Consider the following 2,781-nt stretch of genomic DNA (forward strand, 5'->3'; position numbering starts at 1 on the left):
GATTTGCGCGGCGGTATCGACACCTACGTGGACAAGCGCGTGTATTTCTCGCCAATCGGCTCGGCAAGTTTTACCAACGGACGATTGGACAACGAGGTTTTCACCAATACGGAAATCAACGCGGACGCTATTGCGCGAGCCGATTTTCCGAATCTGGTTCCTGACAAAATAGGTCTGAACATTACGGCGGGTTTCAATATCAACGACCGTAACCGCGAAAGCAATTATGCCTCGACTACCAATTTCCTGGTTAACAGCCGCCTGCCGACTTTTGCCAATGGCGTCGCGCCGTTCGAGATCAACAACAACACGCGTCACATTCGCTCCAACCGCGGGTATGGTATCCTTTCGTTCGACTTGTTCAAGCAAGTATTCCTGAACGTATCAGGAACGCAGGAGGCGGCATCTACCATTCAGGGGACTTTCTTCTATCCTTCGATGGACCTGGCGTGGCAGTTTAGTGATTTGTTGAAAACGCCAAGCAATATTTTTTCCTTTGGTAAACTGCGCTTCTCCTACGGGCAAGTGGGCGTTCAACCAGCACCTTACCGTTTTGGCACGACGTACGAAACTTTTGTTTATTCGACTTACGACGACGGATTGGACATCAACGAATTCGGCGGGGGCTTCCGCCTGAACGATGATCAGGGAAACCCTATCCTGAGACCGGAGATCAAAACCGAGTTCGAGATTGGTACCGACCTGCGTTTCTTCCGTGACCGCCTGACGCTGGGTGCGACCTACTATAAGAACGAGATTAACGATATTTTGCTGGAAGTAAACCAATCGCCTTCTTCGGGATTCCTGTCAAAGTATGCCAACGCCGGGCGTATGGAAAACCGGGGCCTGGAGATAGATTTCAACCTGGCGACCATCAAAAAAGATAACTTCTCGCTCGACCTCTACGGCAACTTCAACAACAACCGCAACAAAGTGCTCGATTTGTCGGGCGTAGATCGCGTGGCCCTATCCACTCAATCCATCACTTCAAATGCCATCGTCGGCCAGCCGCTGGGCATTCTGTTCGCCAGCCGCGCCGCCCGCAAGCCCGACGGCTCGCTGGATTTGGATGAGAACGGCTTTCCCAAACTCGACCCCGAGCAGGGTATAGTTGGCGATCCTAACCCCGACTGGCGAGGTGGCCTGGGTCTACGAGGTGCTTTCAAAGGCTTGTCATTCAATGTACTGTTCGAGACCTATCAAGGCGGCGACTTCGCCGAGCGTACCCGTTTCGTGTTAAACAGCTTCGGCACCTACAACGATACTGAGAACGAGGTAACACTAACTAAAGATTTGAAAAATGCGGCGGGTAAAATTTTCCCGGCGGGTACCACGGTGCGCGGTAATATCGGCAACTACGGCGGGGGCGAGATACTGCTCGACGAGCAGTGGTATACCACCCTGGGCGGTGGCCTGGGCGGCTCGGCCATCAACGAGTTCTCGATCATAGACGGTAGCTGGACGCGCCTGCGCGAGGTGTCGCTGGGTTATAGCATTGGCGGGGCCAAGTTCCGCAATGCCACCAAGCTGGGTTCCATCGACTTGTCGGTTTCAGGCCGTAACCTGAAACTTTGGACTAAGGTAAAAGGCATCGACCCCGAGGTGAACCAGTCGGGCGTGGACAATGGCTTTGGTATCGAGTACTTCACCAATCCCAGTACCCGTTCCTGGGTGTTTACGGTGAAGATAAATTATTAAGTGATAAAGCGACAAAGTTTCAAAGCCACAAAGTGGCTTGGGCCGTATCGCATATAGTAGGGCTGACTCACAAAAACTTTGTTACTATGTCGCTTTGTGTCTTTGTCGCTCATAATCTTAACATTACTCCAAAATGAAACACATAAAATACCTCTCCCTTTCCTTCCTCCTCCTAGCCGGCTCCGGCTGCGAGTCGCTGGTGAAGGACATTAATGACAATCCGAACGAGATTTCTTCGGACAACTTCCAGGCGGGCGTTTTGCTGCTGAAAGGCATGGAACTCGCCAACGTCAGCGTGCAGCTTGGCCACCAGACCCGCATCGCGGGTATGTGGAGCGGGCAGACGCGCGGCGTCGCGCTACTATATAAAAGCATTTACGAGTACAACCTCTCCGCCGAAGAAACCAGCAGTGTTTGGCAAAACGCTTACCAGGGCGTCGTGAAACAGGCTCGTCTCTTACGAGAGCATACTGCCGATAGCCCCAAGGCTGCGCAGTACTCGGGCATCTCCAAAGTCATCGAGGCCAATGCCATGGGAACTATCGCTAACCTATTCGGCGATGTTCCTTACGCTGAAATTTCTAACGACGATATCGCCGATCCGAAGTTTGACAGCCAAAAAGCGGTATTCGGTCAACTCCAAACCTTACTCGATGGAGCTATCACGGATCTTGGCAGCGCGGCAAACACGGCGGTACCGGAAGATTTGTACTTAAACGGCAACACCCTGAAATGGGCAAAAGTAGCCTACACGCTGAAAGCCCGTATGTACATGTACACGCGGGAGTATGAGAAAGCTTACGAAGCGGCCACTAAGGGGATATCTGCGGCCAACGAGGCTCTCACTTTCACGCCGCCCAATATCGGTAACGGTAGTCTCAATCTCAACTACAAAATGATCAACGAGCGCGGTGGCTACTGGGCGTTCACGGGCGGCTACCTGGAAACGCTGATGAAAAAGCGCAACAATGCCAAAACCGACGAAACTGCCCGCCTGGCCTACTACCGTTTCGATGGCAACGCGGCCAATAACAACAAGGGCATCGCCGCACCTGGTCGCCCTATGACGCTGGTGGGCTACGA

Annotated in this window: 2 protein-coding genes; both read left to right on the forward strand. The window is 52.8% G+C overall.

Annotated features, from left to right (window positions below; all coding sequences use genetic code 11):
• Positions 1-1,698 (forward strand): outer membrane beta-barrel protein (locus tag ACEW8P_RS09590; protein WP_373512863.1); only part of this gene is annotated, 1,698 nt, incomplete at its 5' end.
• 133 nt (positions 1,699-1,831) lie between these two features.
• Positions 1,832-2,781: SusD/RagB family nutrient-binding outer membrane lipoprotein (locus ACEW8P_RS09595; RefSeq protein WP_373512864.1), on the forward strand; the 950-nt coding region annotated here is incomplete at its 3' end.

Source organism: Persicitalea sp. (assembly GCF_041751555.1).
In the GTDB taxonomy this organism is placed as follows: Bacteria; Bacteroidota; Bacteroidia; order Cytophagales; family Spirosomataceae; genus Persicitalea.